17 protein-coding genes are annotated in these 15,358 nt (G+C 49.9%); 4 read left to right on the forward strand and 13 right to left on the reverse strand.

The genetic code is table 11. The features are described from left to right. Nucleotides 1-66: 66 nt before the first annotated feature. The 3 genes from HALO_RS07210 (at nucleotide 67) to HALO_RS07220 (ending at nucleotide 3,206) form a co-directional block, all read left to right on the forward strand. Entirely contained in the window at nucleotides 67-294 is a 228-nt protein-coding gene (locus tag HALO_RS07210) for a hypothetical protein (protein WP_035584707.1), read from the forward strand. Beyond that, on the forward strand, nucleotides 287-1,768 hold the full coding sequence (locus HALO_RS07215; protein WP_050713251.1) for a sodium:solute symporter family protein: 1,482 nt from the start codon (nucleotides 287-289) through the stop codon (nucleotides 1,766-1,768). Before HALO_RS07210 ends, HALO_RS07215 begins: the two co-directional genes overlap by 8 nt. A gap of 115 nt (nucleotides 1,769-1,883) precedes the next feature. Further along, nucleotides 1,884-3,206: a DUF2252 domain-containing protein gene (locus tag HALO_RS07220; protein ID WP_035584702.1), complete on the forward strand. Its 1,323-nt coding sequence runs from the start codon at nucleotides 1,884-1,886 to the stop codon at nucleotides 3,204-3,206. A 21-nt stretch (nucleotides 3,207-3,227) separates the two neighbouring features. On the opposite strand, the gene HALO_RS07225 is transcribed toward HALO_RS07220, so the two are convergent. From HALO_RS07225 to HALO_RS07235, 3 genes are all read right to left on the reverse strand, one after another. After that, nucleotides 3,228-5,027 (reverse strand): GGDEF domain-containing protein, encoded by a 1,800-nt coding sequence (locus HALO_RS07225; protein WP_050713252.1) that lies wholly within the window; start codon nucleotides 5,025-5,027, stop codon nucleotides 3,228-3,230. Nucleotides 5,028-5,277: 250 nt separating this feature from the next. Further along, the gene (locus HALO_RS07230) at nucleotides 5,278-6,324 is read right to left on the reverse strand and encodes an SPFH domain-containing protein (protein ID WP_050713253.1); all 1,047 of its coding nucleotides are present in this window, start codon (nucleotides 6,322-6,324) and stop codon (nucleotides 5,278-5,280) included. A 2-nt stretch (nucleotides 6,325-6,326) separates the two neighbouring features. Then, nucleotides 6,327-6,821, reverse strand: coding sequence for an NfeD family protein (locus HALO_RS07235; RefSeq protein ID WP_035584693.1), 495 nt, complete (start codon nucleotides 6,819-6,821; stop codon nucleotides 6,327-6,329). A gap of 208 nt (nucleotides 6,822-7,029) precedes the next feature. Here HALO_RS07235 and copM point away from each other — a divergent pair, with 208 nt between their 5' ends. Next, nucleotides 7,030-7,377 (forward strand): CopM family metallochaperone, encoded by a 348-nt coding sequence (copM, locus tag HALO_RS23465; protein ID WP_231896820.1) that lies wholly within the window; start codon nucleotides 7,030-7,032, stop codon nucleotides 7,375-7,377. 165 nt (nucleotides 7,378-7,542) lie between these two features. On the opposite strand, the gene HALO_RS07245 is transcribed toward copM, so the two are convergent. From HALO_RS07245 to HALO_RS23070, 10 genes are all read right to left on the reverse strand, one after another. After that, nucleotides 7,543-8,508, reverse strand: a complete 966-nt coding sequence (locus tag HALO_RS07245; protein WP_035585697.1) for a tetratricopeptide repeat protein — start codon at nucleotides 8,506-8,508, stop codon at nucleotides 7,543-7,545. 681 nt (nucleotides 8,509-9,189) lie between these two features. Then, nucleotides 9,190-9,888 (reverse strand): hypothetical protein, encoded by a 699-nt coding sequence (locus tag HALO_RS07255; protein ID WP_035584684.1) that lies wholly within the window; start codon nucleotides 9,886-9,888, stop codon nucleotides 9,190-9,192. Between the two features lie 113 nt (nucleotides 9,889-10,001). Beyond that, nucleotides 10,002-10,163 (reverse strand): hypothetical protein, encoded by a 162-nt coding sequence (locus tag HALO_RS23065; protein WP_157693160.1) that lies wholly within the window; start codon nucleotides 10,161-10,163, stop codon nucleotides 10,002-10,004. Nucleotides 10,164-10,279: 116 nt separating this feature from the next. Beyond that, nucleotides 10,280-10,570, reverse strand: coding sequence for a hypothetical protein (locus tag HALO_RS07260; RefSeq protein WP_050713255.1), 291 nt, complete (start codon nucleotides 10,568-10,570; stop codon nucleotides 10,280-10,282). 21 nt (nucleotides 10,571-10,591) lie between these two features. After that, entirely contained in the window at nucleotides 10,592-11,221 is a 630-nt protein-coding gene (locus HALO_RS07265; RefSeq protein WP_172821662.1) for a tetratricopeptide repeat protein, read from the reverse strand. A 62-nt stretch (nucleotides 11,222-11,283) separates the two neighbouring features. Next, entirely contained in the window at nucleotides 11,284-12,279 is a 996-nt protein-coding gene (locus HALO_RS07270) for a tetratricopeptide repeat protein (RefSeq protein WP_157693162.1), read from the reverse strand. A gap of 161 nt (nucleotides 12,280-12,440) precedes the next feature. After that, nucleotides 12,441-13,430: a hypothetical protein gene (locus HALO_RS07275; protein WP_050713257.1), complete on the reverse strand. Its 990-nt coding sequence runs from the start codon at nucleotides 13,428-13,430 to the stop codon at nucleotides 12,441-12,443. After that, nucleotides 13,423-13,965 carry a hypothetical protein gene (locus HALO_RS23470; RefSeq protein ID WP_050713258.1) on the reverse strand — a complete coding sequence of 181 codons (543 nt, stop codon included), beginning with the start codon at nucleotides 13,963-13,965 and terminating at the stop codon, nucleotides 13,423-13,425. Before HALO_RS23470 ends, HALO_RS07275 begins: the two co-directional genes overlap by 8 nt. Nucleotides 13,966-14,082: 117 nt before the next feature. Continuing rightward, nucleotides 14,083-14,535: a hypothetical protein gene (locus tag HALO_RS07285; protein ID WP_152561166.1), complete on the reverse strand. Its 453-nt coding sequence runs from the start codon at nucleotides 14,533-14,535 to the stop codon at nucleotides 14,083-14,085. Continuing rightward, complete coding sequence (locus HALO_RS23070; protein WP_152561165.1) at nucleotides 14,477-15,076, reverse strand: hypothetical protein; 600 nt, start codon at nucleotides 15,074-15,076, stop codon at nucleotides 14,477-14,479. The genes HALO_RS07285 and HALO_RS23070 overlap by 59 nt, the downstream gene beginning before the upstream one ends. Nucleotides 15,077-15,358: the final 282 nt, after the last annotated feature.

Genomic DNA, 15,358 nt, shown 5'->3' on the forward strand with positions numbered 1-15,358 from the left:
CGGTTATTAAAAAACTGTTGTTAAAAACCGTCTTTAGAACCGTCTTTAAAACTTAGGGGAATACTCATGGGACGATTATTGGTGCTGCCTACCTCTCGGGCGGGCTGGGGGCTGTTAATCGCGTTCGTGGCGCTGGTGCTGGCGGGTACGTGGCCGGTGATTGGGTTAGTGAACCGGGCCACCTTGGTGATGGGCCTGCCGTTGATAGTGGTGTGGAGCTACCTGGTGATTTTTGCCTGCGTGGTGGTGATGCTGATCGGCAACCGCATTGTGGAGCGAGACGACCATGAGTAGCCCCTGGCCACTGTTGATTACCTTGACCTATGTTGCCATTGCGATGGTGATTGGCCTACGCGCCAGGGCAGGGCGCTCCATGAATAGCCTAGAAGAGTGGGGCGTGGCAGGACGCAGCATGGGGCCGGTGACGCTCTACCTGTTGATTGCCGCGGGCAGTGTGAGTGCTTACACCTTTATGGGTGCGCCCGGCTGGGCTTACTCCAAAGGCGTCGCAGTATTTTATGTAGCGATCTACCTTGCTTACCTGGCGTTGGTAGCGTGGTACTTTGGCCCCAAGGTGTGGCAGTTTGGTGAACAGTTTGGTCACGTGACTCAGGCAAGCGCCATTTCCGACCGCTACCAGAGCCCCGCGCTGGGCGCACTGGCGGCACTCGTAATGGCGATCGGCTCTATTGCCTACGCGGTGCTGCAAACCATTGGCTCGGCTTATATTCTGTTTGTGATGAGCGGCGGTTTGATTCCGATTTGGCTAGGTGTCGTGCTGGTACTGGCCTGCATTGCCGTTTACCTCTATGCCAGTGGTCAACGCGCGATTGGTCGCACCAATGCCTTTCAAGGCGTGTTGATGCTGATTGTGGCTTGGGCCGTTKGCCTCTGGGCCGTTCATAGCGCCACCGGCGGGTTGAGCTTTGCGGGCGTGTTTGAGCGTATCCAAGCCGAGCATAGCGAGTTTCTCACTCTGCCCGGCGCGGGCGGCGATATGAGCTTTAGCTTCTGGACGACCTCGATCATCGTTTCGATGTTTTCGTTTATGCCACCGGTATGGACCCAGTGGATGAGCGCCTCTTCGGCGCGCACTATTCGTCGCAGCGCTACTTGGTTGCCCACTTATTATATCGTCATTCTGCCGATGGTTGTTGTTGGTTTTATCGGCATTTTCTCCCTTCCGGAGCTGGCCCGGGCCGATACCGTGGTACTCGAATACGCCATGCAACACTTACCGGTGGCGCTGGTTGGACTGCTCGGCGCAGGCACTCTGGCAGCCTCAATGTCTTCTAGCGAGCCGTTTATTCACTCGGTATCGCTGTCGCTGAGCAAAGATGTGCTTCAGCCGGTGTTAAAACTCTCTGATGGTGTGACCGGCAAACTAGCCCGGCTGCTGATTCTGCCTATTATGTTCTTAGTGGTAGCGCCGTTGGCGATTGCCGAGCCCGGCAGTTTGGTAATGATTCTGTTGGTGGGGCTGGGGTTTGCTTCCCAGGTACTGCCTGCCTTTATCGGTATGTTCTTTTGGCCCCGCGCTTCTCGCTTAGGCGTGATGGCCGGTATCGTGGCGGGCTTTCTGATTACCGTGGCGTTTACTACCCTTTGGCCGCACCCGCTGGGGATACATGCGGGGTTCTGGGGGCTGATGCTCAACCTACCGGTGTTTGTGGCGGTCTCATTGATGACACCGGCTACCCACGAGGAGGTGATCGAGCGATTTTTTCGTATTGCCGCCCCTCGTGGATTTACTCGCTTGAGTCAATAAGTGTAGGGCAGCCACTGACTTAATCTATTCATGGTTATCGACTACCTTTATAACAAAGTGTTTTTTTGCATCAATTTTTTTGCATTAACTTTTGTGCATTAACTAAGGTAATTCGATGAGTCATGCATTGACTGGACATAACCGCCCTCAGCGGGTAATTGAGGCAACCCATCAGGCGAATAAGACCTTGCCAGCGGCCACCCGCCAAGCCAAGTACGCCAAAATGGCTGCGTCGCCCTACCGCTTTTACCGCGGTAGCAACCATCTGTACTGGAATGATGTATGGCACGATTGGCGCTTTGCCCTGTTTGGCGGCTGGCCGGAAACTCAAACTTGGCTGCAAGGCGATGCTCATGTCTACAACTTCGGCGCCTATGGTCATCATGATGATCAAGTCCGCTATGGCATGGATGATTTCGACGATGCGTTGATTGGCGACTACCAATACGATCTGTGGCGACTGGCCATAAGTGCCGTGCTTGATGGTCGTGAAAACGCGGAGTTAGATCCAAAAGCGATCGATAAAGCGCTTAAAAAGTTAATAGAGGGCTATTGCCAAACGCTGGCTGACCACGTCGACGGCAAGCCGGTGGAAGCGGTTACGCTTGATAGCGCCAAAGGTCCACTAAAGCCCTTTATGAGTAAAGTGGCCGATAAACAGAGTCGTGCTCGCATGCTCGAAAAGTGGACGACACTTGATGAGCAGCAAGGCCGCCATTTCGCTGAGCGGCCTGGCAAGCTCGCTAACCTGCCGGCGGATGTGGCCAGCCAACTCCGCCGCTTAATTGAGCAGGAGTATCAGCAAACGCTGCAACACGCTATTAAAGAGAGCGATCCCCACCATTTCCGCGTCAAAGATACGGCACGACGCTTGGATGCAGGTACCGGTTCGTTAGGTGTGGAGCGCTATTACGTCTTGATTGAAGGTGGTGTTGAACACGAGCACGATGACATCATCCTGGATGTCAAAGAGCAGGTTCCCCCTGAAGCGTTTCGACTAATGGATAAAAACCAGCAGCAGGCGTGGCGTAAGTTGTTTCCCAACGAAGCCATCCGTCATGCAGCTGCCTTCCACGCCATTGCCGAGCACCCAGACGCCTATCTTGGTTGGCTAACCATGAACGGAAAGGTGTTTTCGGTGCGTGAGCGCTCGCCGTTCAAGAAAGACTTTCCGACCCATAAGCTCTCGGGAGCTAAGTCATATAGAAAACTGGCAAAGCAGTGGGGAGAAATTCTCGCCCGTGAACACCTGCGCGGTGCTAAGGCGCTTAACCAAGGTGACTCAACACGCTTTGCAAAGGCCGTTTGCCAACGATTAAAAGGTCGTGAAGACCTGTTTGTTGAGGTAGTGTCAACACTGGCGGTGGCCTACGCTGACTGCACAGAGCAGGATTACGCTGTGTTTATCGATCACTTTCTGGCGACGGGTTCTGCATAATCAAACCAATACCATGAGTGATTATTGAGGCTGCTGTTTACCGAGCATAAACCCCTGCTCTTCAAGTGTCTCTTCCCATACCACACAGCGGTTACGGCCGCTGTGCTTGGCTTGATAAAGCGCTTCATCAGCAAGGCGCAGTAATTTCTTAGGGTCTTGAGAGTGATCAGGATACGTTGCAACACCGCAAGAGAGCGTGATTTTACGTAGTGGGGTGCCTTGATGGACAAATGCCTGATGAGCAATGGATGTTAACAGCGCTTTGGCGCGTGATTCAGCAGCAACTCGAGAGGTCGCGGGCAGCAGGGCAATAAATTCTTCACCCCCAAAGCGACAGATCACGTCCATATCCCGTAGGTGGTGGCGCAGTAACAGAGCGATTTCGACCAGTACAGCGTCTCCTGCATCGTGACCAAAATCGTCGTTAATCTGTTTGAAATGATCCACATCCAGCATTAGCACGGAAAGTTGACTGGCATGCTGCTTAACTCGCTGACACTGGTGTTCAAATGCCATGTCGAAATGGCGTCGGTTATGCAGGCCTGTTAACGGGTCTTTGCGTGAGAGTCCTTCCAGTTCTTGAACTAGCCGGTCAAGGTCGGCGGTTCGCGCAGCCACTTGCTGCTCAAGGGTCTCATTGGCCATCGCAAGCTGTTGCTGTGTATGCCGGTAGTGCCACAGAAAAATAGCCGCGTTAGCCAAAGAAAAAGCCAGTGTGCCATAGCTMAAAGGCACACTACGCCAGCCTACAAAACCGTGGGCGACCGCCATGTCGGCCAACAGCAGCGGGGCAAAAAAGGTAAAACTCACTACTAAAAGCCGTTGTTCAAGGCTGAGCCTTTTAAAACGCATGAGCGCAAGCGCCAACATCACGGGAAGCGTAAAGGCTAGCATGACATCAAAGACCGGGAAGGTTAGTGAAAGGCTCAAGACCCCCAATTGAACCAAACCAATTGCAAGAATCAAGTACGCTAAGTGAATAACCCACAAGTGAGTTATCCAACGCCTAGCGGTGCCTTCCAGCCAGTGGCTGAGTAGCAAGCCTAATGCCACTGGCAAGGTGTAATAGCTGCCTGCGCGCAGCGTGTCCCAGGCGAGTGGCCCATCGGCAATGAATTGACGAGCAGGCGTCTCAGCCAGCAGCATTAACCCCGAAGCGTAGGCAAACAAGGCAATTGACCCAAAGCCGCGTCGTTCGGGGCCTATTAGCGCGAAAATAGTGGCCAGGATAGCGAGTACCAATACCAACGCACTGACACCGAGATCCTGGGTGGAGTCGTGGATAACTTGTTTTAGAACCTCAATGCGCTCCATTATCTGAACTTGGCCCCATAAGCCAATACTGGTGTAGTAAGAGTAGAAGCGGAAGGTGAGCGTCTGACCGGCGGCATTCTCGGGTAGATCGATCATGTGCCAGGGCCAACCCGCAAAATCGCCTTTGCCTTGATCGTCAAATTCACCATATTGATAAATGAGCTCGTCGCCTAGATAAACTTGCCCAATCAAATTAATACTGGTGATAAAAAGGACAGGATCGCTCCAATCACCGGCGGGCACTGTAGTGCGTAGCCAGAGGTGTTCGTGCCCGTTGCGACCGGGTGGATTAGAAGGGGTATCGATCGCTTGCCMCTCGGTTGAGTCGCTTTGCAGCCATTGGGGGTGGTTATCAGCATCGAAAGGAGAGTCACCCCAGCGATACTCCCAGCTTTGCAGTGGTTGAGAAGAGGTGTCGGCTTGAAGGCCAACAGAAAACACCAACAGCATGACAAAGGCCATCGTTAGCAGAATGCCATGGCGTAAGACTAACCCACAGGGCAGCATGGTGAGAGTCCTCATCTACGGGTAGCGTTCAATCTACTCATCAATGCAGTCACTTGGCTGATTACCTCGCGTGGATGCTGTGGAAGATCTATAGGCTTGAACCACTAACAGTTTACCTAAAAACTTAGCTTAGGCGATGACATCTACTTCAACGTTGAGCCGCCCGGTTATTTGCCATTAGGGAAAAATAAAACCGAGCCACTCAGTGGCCCGGCCTATCACTTTTTCAGCGTACGCATTGCTAACGCGATTAGTGACCGCTGGCAGCACCGCCTACGATCCCGCTGCGAAAGTCGCTGTCGCTGCGGTTTTTAAGGTGGTTAGCCACGGTATCCTCAGGTGAGCCCGCCATTTCACGGAACATACCCATCGATCCCAGCAGAGCAGAGGACTCGTAAGGTACGAAAACGCGCTCGCCATTTTTTGCCATATTGGGTAACACCTTGATATAACTCTGGCCAAGCAGGTAGCCCACAACTGTGCGTTTATTCTCTTCGCTGTCGCCAATGGCACTAAGCACCAGCTTAATCGACTCTTGCTCGCCCTGAGCGCGCAGAATCGCCGACTCTTTATCACCTTGGGCATTTAGAATTGAAGATTCACGCTGCCCCTGGGCCATGGCAATCGCTGCTGATTTTTCACCTTCTGCTTCTGTAACGGTCGCACGGCGCTTACGCTCGGCAGCCATTTGTAGGCGCATAGCGGTTTCCACCTCTTCCGGCATAGCAATATCCTGCACCTCGACCCGCGAGATTTTGACCCCCCATTTGGAGGCTGGCTCTTCCATCGCCGCCTGGATCTCGTTATTCACTTCAGCCCGGGACTCAAACAGCTTATCCAGCTCCATCTTACCGACCACCGAACGCAGTGTGGTTTTGGCCAGTACTTCTACGGCTTKGCTCATATTTTCTACTTCATAAACGGCCCGCTTAGGGTCGATGATTTGGTAGTAGAGCGCACCGTTGATACGCACGGTGACGTTATCCGTGGTAACGACCGGCTGGCCTGGGAAATCCATTACCGTTTCGCGGCGGTCAATACGGGTTTCGTCTGTGGTGATGGCGGTATAGTCTTCCCCCATTTTGCGATAACGCAGCATGGTGATCGCGCGGGGCTGCTCGATAAACGGAATAATGATGTTAATACCGCTTTCTAGCACGCGGTGGAACGAGCCAAGACGCTCAACCACCATTACTTCAGATTGGCGGATAATGATCAGGCCTTTAGAGATGATCACTACCGCGATCACAACAATAATAAGGCTTATTATTAAGCCTGGGCTAATCGGTAAATCCATTTTTAGGGCTCCTTGCGTTGGGAATTGTCGTCTTGAGAGTCGACATCTGCGGGCTGATGTAGCGTGACCAGTGCAGTGGTGCCCTCAAAACGTCTGAATACGACCGAGGTGCCGCTGGGTAAAGCGGTTTCACCGTTATCAAGTACACGTAAACGGTAGAAATCGCCGTTCACTTTAATGCCCGTGGCATCATCAAAATCGCGGCGAAGGGTAATGTAGTGATTGCCTTTCTCCACGCCTGTGCCCGTTGTGCCATAAGCCACTCCACGCGGAGAGAAGCGCGGACGAATCACCATGATGGATATCGGCAACAATATTCCGGTAAAAATCGCCATGCTGAGCAGTTGCCAGGGAAGCGTTAAACCAAGTGCAGTAACGGCCGCCGTTAGCGCCGCGGCAATACCCAGTGCGAGCAGCACCATCGCACCAGAACTTAGCTCTGCCAAACTCAGCAATAAAGCGAGTACTAGCCAGCTATAAGCCGGGTTCCAGTCCATATGCTCTCCAATGCATGTATGGGTGATGCTTTACAGGGTAACCCACTTGGCACGTCTTGACCTGTGCGCTGCCTGTAGGTTTTAAACTTTAGTTACCACTATTGCTGATAAGGGTACTGTTATGCCGATTTATGCCAACAGCCCGTTGTCCACTTTCTGACCACTCGCTGCATTGAAAATGGCTGCAAGCCCATGTTTAGTAGCTGGAGTGCTGATCGCGCCGTCTGTCTATGCCCAAGAGCACGGTCACCATGGCAGCCACGGCGAGTACAGTACCACTACTGACACCCACGTCGACAACCCTGCCGTAGCCGCCTACCAAGCCGCCAGTGATCGAATGCATGAAGACATGGCAATGGCGTTCACAGGCAACCCCGATGTCGATTTCGCGCAAGGCATGATCCCCCACCACGAGGGCGCCATCGCCATGGCTGAAATTGTGCTGGAGCACGGCGAAGACGACGAGATTCGCCAGCTAGCAGAAGAGATCATTGCTGCTCAAGAGAGTGAAATTGCGTTCTTAAAAGAGTGGCTTGAGGAAAACGGGCAGCAGTAACARGCMCTTTAAACATCGCGGCAGATCGTTAATTCAGCCATGTTACTATCAGATGTCTTTGGCGGCCTGGGCTGSTTCATCCAGCGCCCAGGCCGAAGGCAATAACAGCGTAGCGAGTGTCAGTCCTACCAGTGTGGTCAGTAGATTTGGTCGTTTTTAATACCGTTAGGGCCCAAAGAACTTCATTGGAAAATAGGAGAGAGGTGGTTCGCGATTGAGCCACTCTTCCATCATGCGTTCACCTTCTTCGCGCTGTTCCGGGGTTATCTCATCACTGTCGCCGAAATAGCTTAGTGCGTTCTCGATATGTATGTTCGGCGCTTCTTCATTAACGGCAAGAAGAATGGCCCAGCCTTTAGCGGGATTTCTCTCCGTCTGGCACATGCCGTTTTTCTCTTCATCAGGCTCTATATAGCAATAAGCAAGCCATTGTCTAGCATTGATATGCCCAGCCTCAGAAGCCCTCACCATCCACTGCCAAGCCTCGTCATCATGCCCCTGGTCATGTAGAAAACGCGCCAAGCTACTCATGGCACGTGGATAACCCGCTTCCGCTGCTCTACGATATAACTGCTCTGCTGCGTTCAGGCGCTCAGTATCGTCTGGATAGCCTGCACGGCCATCGCGGACTCGCCCTGCCAGCTTGAATTGTGCTTCCACGTTTCCTGCTTCAGCCGCTTTTTCCAGCCAATACTGAGGCTCAGCATCGTACCCTCGGGTGGCATAAAGCGGGTAGAGCGCAAACATTGCATTTGTGTTGCCTGCTTCTGCTAGAGGCAGGGCATCTGCGATTGCTGCTTCGACCCAGTCATCACCATCGTCTGGGCATAATTGTTGCTTTTCACATGCATCATGTAAGAGCAGCATGGAGTAGAGTTCGCCCTGCTGCGCGGCACGGTAGTACCACTCCTGCGAGTGGCTCGCTTTACCAAGATAAAACATTGCGTCTATGTCGCCCGCTTCTGCCGCTATTTCTAAATAAGGAATGCTCTCTTCGCGCTGAAGGGCATTGTAGAGCCTCATACCTTCATCTTTAGCAGCTTGCGCTTCTTCGTCCAATGCCCAGGCGGAAGATAACGTTAGCGTAGTTAACGTTAATCCTACCAGCTTAGCTAGCGTAGTTAGTCGCATAGTTAACACCATCATGCCTTCGCCCTTCTTCACGTTGTTCAGACTCGATTAATAGAGCGCTTGCTATTTAATTTAATCTTGTGGGTGAATCCAGTATGAAATAATCCGGTCTTCTTCATAATCATAACTTAATTTCATTTCATAGATTCTGTGGAATCTGTCTAATGACCAAAACCATACCTTGTTTGAATACTCACATGTCAACTTTTGTCTAGATTGGTAAGATTCTTTACACTCCTTTATATGCATTTTTTTCCAGTTAATGCGAAGGTTTTTGGCCATCCAGTTAAGCTGTATTATTTCATCTTCGATCCACTCTCTTGGGTCAGTGGTAGTTCGGCTAGTTTTCGAATAAGATGGCCATGCACCATCAAAATCCATTTGGTAAGAGTGATCGTTTTCATCGAATTTGTTTTGTTCCAAATAAGCCTGACGATATATCTCCCTATTGTGAGATGAAAGCAAGTACAATGTCGCTTGCTCATGATCCTGATCCTTAATGGCTTCTATGAAACTGACCATGGTGGGGGGCGGGGGAGGGCCTTTGGGTTGCATGTATAAAAATATTGATACCAAAAACACCGCTAATATGGGAAAAAAATGGTCTTGACTTTCATGTTTTTAAAAAGCTCGCTGGTTGAGCGTCAACCGGAAGTTGTTAGCGCAAGATGCTTTACGGTGTTATGATGAATAAAGTTCTATTCTAAATCGACGTAATTCAGTCTCTACAAGCCTTTTTCTTGCTTCCTCATTATCACAGCTTACTGTACTGCATATATTCTCATTTAAATTATACTGAGAAATTTTGTCATGAGCTTCTAATGAGATGCTTTTGGCGGCTTCGATATCGTCTTCTTGATAATATGCTTTAGCAATTTCAAGCTGGACGATTGCTTTGCTGAGAGAGTTAAGGAGGTCAGGAAGGATTGCCTTTGCTTCTTCAATATTCCCTTGTCTAGCCAGAGAAACCCCATGACTTTCCAAACGATGATTTCGAATTTCTGGTGTAGAAATAGCACTAATTATAATAAGTTTTATTTGGTTTTCAGAGAGCTCTTCAGATGCTCTATCCTCTAGGGAAAGCGCCTCTGAAAGTATATCTTCGGCAGATTGGCCAGACGAAAAAGTAGGATTTTCGAGAATCTCTTTCCCTTTCTTCGTAGCCGCATACCGCGTACGAATTCTTTCAAGCTTGTACCTCGCTTGGCTATAAACAGCAAGTTTATCGCTGATAGAAGCGTCATTTTCCAGCGCGTCTATTTCCGATATATCCTCCATTAAAGACCTATAAAGACGGTTTGCTTCACGCTCCTCCTTTGAGCATCCTGACAAAAGTAAAACAAGAAATAACATGGTGATAAACTTTATCGAAGATTTCATTTATTTCACATCCTTGATGCTGTCTATGGTTATAGGGTTTTAAGTAACAATGGACATCTCAACATGTCCTTGCTCAGGTTCAGTTTGTGTATACTTGCATGCTTTCAAGACTTCTATTGCTGCTGTGGATTCTGAGGGGAGTTATAAACCCGCCTCTGCAATTCATCGAAGCGACACTTCAGAAGAACACAAATACCCACTTCATCACCGTTTTCTGCTGCGATCTCAAGCGGAGGTTGCATTTTTTCCCACTGGTGGATACCCCACAGTTGCATGCCTTCCTCTTTGGCGACTTGTGCCTCTTAATCCAGCGCCCAAGCCGCAGGCAATAACAGCGTCGCGAGTGTTAGTCTTGACAATGTGGTCAGTAGGTTTGATCTTTTTGGTAACATTACGGGCCAAACTTCTCGGGGAACTGTGATAGCGAAGGCTCTTTTGTTAACCACTCATCTTTAATAGCTTCGGCTTCGGCTAATTGATTGTCGCCAAGTTGCGATTTAAAGTTATCTAGAAGTCCTTTCACCATTTCAATATTAGCTTGTTGCCTTAAAGCAGACAAAATCCCTACACCTTTGACAATGTCTTTATTATTCTGACATAGCGCATCCCTTTCAGGCTCTAGATAGCACCAGCCAACTCCTAAACGTGCATCAACATGTCCTTTATTGGATGCTAGCTGCATCCATCTCCATGCCTGCTCAGGTTATCCTAACTCCATAAAATTAAGAGAAAGGTTGTGAATGGCGGGCACGTAACCAAGCTCAGCTCCTTGGTTAAACCAATACTCCGCAGCTTCCAGGCGCTCAGTATCGCTGGTGTAACCCTCTTCGTCGTTGCGGGCTMTCTCWCCSAGCAAGTTCATGGATTCCACATGGCCCGCCTCGGCGGCGCGCCGTAGCCATTTCATCGCTTCGTCTTCATCGGGGTCTTCAACGTAGTAATAAATATCGTAMAGCGCGGCCATGGCGTCGGGGTCGCCTGCTTCGGCTTTGGGCAGAGTAAGCTCCAACGCCGCCTGGGGCCAGTCGTCACCGTTTTCCGGGCACACATCCCCCAGTTCGCAAGCACTACCGTCAAACAGGCGCAGCATGGCGTAAGGGTCTCCGTGTTGGGCGGCTTGGTGATACCAATCCAGGGCGGCTTGGTTCATGCCTCCCATCACCAAGCGGCGGTTCGCCTCGCCCAGGTAATACATCGCCTCGACATCACCCGCTTCAGCCGCTTGTTCTAAATAAGGAATCGCTGAATCGGCTTTCCGAATACCGTAGAGTCGCATGCCTTCCTCTTTGGCGGCTTGTGCCTCATCGTCCAGCGCCCAGACTGAAGGTAGCATGAGCGCTGTAAGCGTTAGACTTACTAGCATAGCCAGAATGGTTGATCGTTTTAGTAACAAAATCAGTAACCAAACTTTTTGGGAAAATAGGATAGCGGCGGCTCACGGTTTAGCCACTCTTCCATCATACGCTCGCCTTCTTCGCGTTGTTCCGGAGTGATGCTGTCCCGATAGACTCGTAACGCTCGCTCTGAAGACGTGCCGGGCACTTCTTCGTTCCTAGCCAGCATAATGGCCCAACCTTTAGCAGGATCCTTTTGTGTTTGACACATTTCACGCCCTTTGGCTTCAGGCTCGATATAACAGGATGCTTGCCATTGCCTGCCATTAATATGTCCTGCTTCTGAAGCCTTGCTCATCCACTCCCAAGCTTCTTCGTGATGACCTAGATGACTCAAAACTACCGCAAGATCATTCATAGAGGGGGCATAACCTCCCTCTGCTGCTTTTCGAAACCACACCTCAGCGGCTTCCMAACGCTCGGTATCGTTGGCGTAACCTTCATCGTCGTTGCGGGCTCTCTCACCCAGCAAATGCATGGACTCCACATGGCCCGCCTCAGCGGCACGCCGTAGCCACTTCATTGCCTCATCTTCATCGGGCTCTTTAACGTAGTAATAAATATCGTAAAGCGCGGCCATGGCTTCGGGGTCGCCTGCTTCGGCCTTGGGCAGGGTGAGTTCCAACGCTGCCTGGGGCCAGTCGTCACCGTTTTCCGGGCAGACGTCCCCCAGCTCGCAGGCGCCACCATCAAACAAGCGCAGCATTGCGTGGGGGTCACCGTGTTGTGCGGCTTGGTAATACCAGTCCAACGCGGCTTGTGAAAGCCCGCGGCTGAGGAGTCTATTCGCTTCGCCCAAATAATACATTGCTTCCATATCACCAGCCTCAGCCGCAATTTCAAGCGGAGGCTGCATCTTTTCCCATTGGTGAATACCCCACAGCCGCATACCTTCATCTTTTGCGGCTTGTGCCTCTTCGTCCAGCGCCAAGGCAAAAGGCGACAACAGCGCCGCGAGTGTCAGTCCTGCCAGTGTGACCAGTAATTTTGATCGCATAATCTCATTCCTTATTTAGCGGCTTTCTGCAGTAGCACGCACGTCTGCAGCAAGCCCTGCGACATAGCTGCGGTAGTTTGTCCTCGCAATTGTTGCATTGGGATTATCTGTGCCTGAAATGAGAGTGTTGTTTGATACAATGACAGTACTGCGCCTACCGGCTAACGCAAACGAATATTCTTTTGATACTTTTCTTCCTGGATTTTCTCTACTTCGGCTTCGCTCATATCCCGCCAATAGCGAGGATTGCGGCCTTTGCGCTTGTCGGCGGCTGCGGTGGTGGGGTCTTTAAAGCGATGTATTTCCAAGGCAGGTACATCCGGTAGCGGCTGGGAAACATCCATATAACGCTGGATAAACTGCCATGCTGCCACCAGCTCGCCCGGCATATTGGTAGGCGGAAACTGGGCATCCAGCTTCTGGCGAAGCCCTGTTTCAGGGTGGTAAAGCATCAGCGAATAGGTAGGGCTACCTTGGGTATCCGGCGAGCTTTCAAGGTAGGCGTCGAATTCATAGATGGGTGCTACTAAGCGCTCTTTCCAAGCTCGTTTTGGGTTATAGATCGTGAAAAATCCATTCTGACGGTTTAGTTGCCAGAGTGGGCCTTTCCTTGCCCCCAAGACAGTAGGATGTTTTTTTGTTAATAGCTCGCCCCCTTTCCATAGTAACAAGAGAATCAGCGCTATTGGTAAAGTGAGCTCAGCCATACCTATTATGGCTAGGAAAGAATCTTTTATTCTTCCATTAAAAATAGCCATAATGGAAATTAAAACAAAAGAAACGGCTAGGACAAAAATACTTAAAAACATCCCACCTTTACCAATTGCCATCATTGTAAAAATAATATTAGCAATGGTTTTGAAATTCGGGGGCATAATAGACTGTTGGTCGTAACGAACTTTCATATTATTAAAAACATCATCATTTATCCCTCCCGTTTCCGCTCTTCGTGCCTCCCATGTCAAAGAAATAGAAATATTATTATAACCATATTCTTCTTTAGTGCCGTTGTCTTGAGTACGTCTTTGCCATCCTAAGCAAGATCCATTTTTACGCTGACGACCAGGATTAGCCTCCTCCCACGCTACTCGTTTAGCCGGTTTGTAGGCCGTATCAGCGTAGTAATCTTTCGGGTTAGGTTGTTCAGACATTCAATGTTTCCTTTACCCAGTAATCACTATTAGACGATGTGCTTTCAAAGACTACTGCCATATTACTGGGCGTTTCCTTTAACGGCTCCGGCGCGGGATAGAACCGATCGTTGGATAGAAAAGGGACTTGCGGTATTTCTCGAAACTGCACTTGTACATCCCAACGGTAACCGATGCCTGTCTTAGGCCCCCATGCACGTTTACCCACTGGCGTATAAACAAAGTAGCGAATGGAATTTGCAGAAAGCTGAGTCAATAGTGGTGTAATCTGTGTTTCAGATTCTTTGACCCAACCGCTATAGGCCGGTGTATTGTGAGTTTTTCCTTCTAAGCGCTTAATGATTGCGACATCTTGTAGCTCAACCCCCATGCCGGGTAGGCCGCTTTTAATTTCAATCACCGTATTGATAGGTGTCTGCTGAAGATGCTCTTGCCGCATTTGGCCCATTAAAAATGACGCAGGCGTGGGGTGATTATGGGTATCGCCCAGTTGGTTCATTAATGCATCGCGCTCATGTGGCTTTCGGCAATTCATACAATCACTCACTGGAACTAATTTAACAGATTAAGCCACGCTACCGTCGAGGCAGGAGCGTAATAGCGGCTGCTTTGAGAGTGTTGTTTGATAGAATGACTGGACTKCGCCTACCAGCTAACGCAAACGAATATTCTTTTGGTACTTCTCTTCCTGTATTTTCTCTACCTCAGCTTCGCTCATATCTCTCCAGTAGCGCGGGTTACGGCCTTTGCGCTGGTCAGCGGCTACCGTGGTAGGGTCTTTGTGGCGGTGTATTTCCAGAGCAGGCACATCCGGTAGCGGCTGGGAAACATCCATATAACGCTGGATAAACTGCCATGCTGCCACCAGCTCGCCGGGCATATTGGTAGGCGGGAACTGCGCATCCAGTTTCTGGCGAAGCCCTGTTTCAGGGTGGTAAAGCATCAGCGAATAAGTAGGGCTGCCCTGGGTATCCGGCGAGCTTTCAAGGTAGGCGTCAAATTCATAGATGGGTGCTACTAAACGCTCTTCCCAAGCTCGTTTTGGGTTATAAATCGTGAAAAAACCATTCGGGCGGCTGAGCTCCCAAAGAGGAGACTGGTGCATTGCAAAAAAAAACATCTGATCTTGTCTTGCTTAAATAAACACCTGCTTTCCAAATAATAAGCATAATTATAGATGATGGAAAAACCCAAATTGCTATGTAGTAGAACCCTATTAAAGGTTTGCTAATCTCAGAGTTTAAGGCCGCTACTGCAAGCATAGTTAAAAATGAAAGCACTAATACAAAAGCACAAATATAAACGCCACCCTTAGAAATTGCTGTGGAGAAATAAATAAATTTTGCTATTTTTTTGAAATTAGGCGGCATTATTGAACTATGATCATACTGGACTTTCATTGTCCTAAAAATATCTTGACCTGCCGCGCCGAGTTCTGAACGTTTAGTCTCCCAGTTTTTAGAAATGGCAATGTTATTATAGCCGTACTCATGCTTAGTGCCGTTATCCTGAGTACGACGATACCATGTTAAACGTGAGCCGCTGATACGTTGGCGATCTGGATTGGCTTCCTCCCATGCTACCCTTTTAGCCGGTTTGTAGGCCGTACCAGCGTAGTAGTCTTTTGGGTCAATTTGATCAGACATTCAATTTTTCCTTTACCCAGTARTCACTATTAGACGATGTGCTKTCAAAGACTWCTGYYATRTTACTGGGCGYTTCCTTTAACGGCTCCGGCRCGGGATARAACCKATCRTTGGATAGAAAAGGGACTTGCGGTATTTCTCGAAACTGCACTTGYRCTGCCCAACGGCATCCGATGCCCGTCTGAGGCCCCAATGCACGTTTACCCGCAGGTGTATAAAAAAAGTAGCGAATGGTATGCACAGAAAGCTGAGTCAGCAGTGGCATAATCTGTGTTTCAGATT

It is taken from the genome of Halomonas sp. R57-5, from assembly GCF_900070345.1.
In the GTDB taxonomy this organism is placed as follows: Bacteria; Pseudomonadota; Gammaproteobacteria; order Pseudomonadales; family Halomonadaceae; genus Vreelandella; species Vreelandella ventosae_B.